Source organism: Ancylomarina longa (genome assembly GCF_003996985.1).
Taxonomy (GTDB): Bacteria; Bacteroidota; Bacteroidia; order Bacteroidales; family Marinifilaceae; genus Ancylomarina_A; species Ancylomarina_A longa.
In genome coordinates, this window is sequence record NZ_RJJX01000229.1 from 1 (window position 1) to 448 (window position 448).

Here is a 448-nt window from a genome sequence, read left to right on the forward strand (position 1 = left end):
AATAAGTTTTCGTCATTACCTGGAATCTGAAGTGTCGACATAAAGGTCATCACAATTAGTCCCATTCCAAAAGCAGTTCCAAAATTGGTTAAGGAAACCAATTGATAATTTTTAAAATACTTACTAAAGTTTTTGTCGTTAGCTAAACTGATAATAGCTGGATTATCTGAAAGAAAAGTGAGGACTCCCGCTAATGCTCCCACACCCGGAAGGTTAAAAAGAGGTTTCATTAGTGGGGCTAGAATTTTTTCTAACAAGCGTACAACGCCAAATTCGATAAGTAATTTACCAAGCGCTCCAGATAAAACAGTAATTCCCATTATATAGAATACGGTGTTCATAAGAAGATCCCAGGCTGTGTTCATAATCGTATTTAGCATATTAGCTACTCCCATGGAGTGACTAACATAACCAAAAATGCCAAAAAACGTGATTAGAAACATAACTG

Annotated in this window: 1 protein-coding gene; it reads right to left on the reverse strand. The window is 35.9% G+C overall.

Annotated elements, in window-relative coordinates:
* A partial coding sequence (locus DLK05_RS17050) for a nucleoside recognition domain-containing protein (protein WP_438830192.1) occupies nucleotides 1–448 on the reverse strand: 448 nt, incomplete at both ends.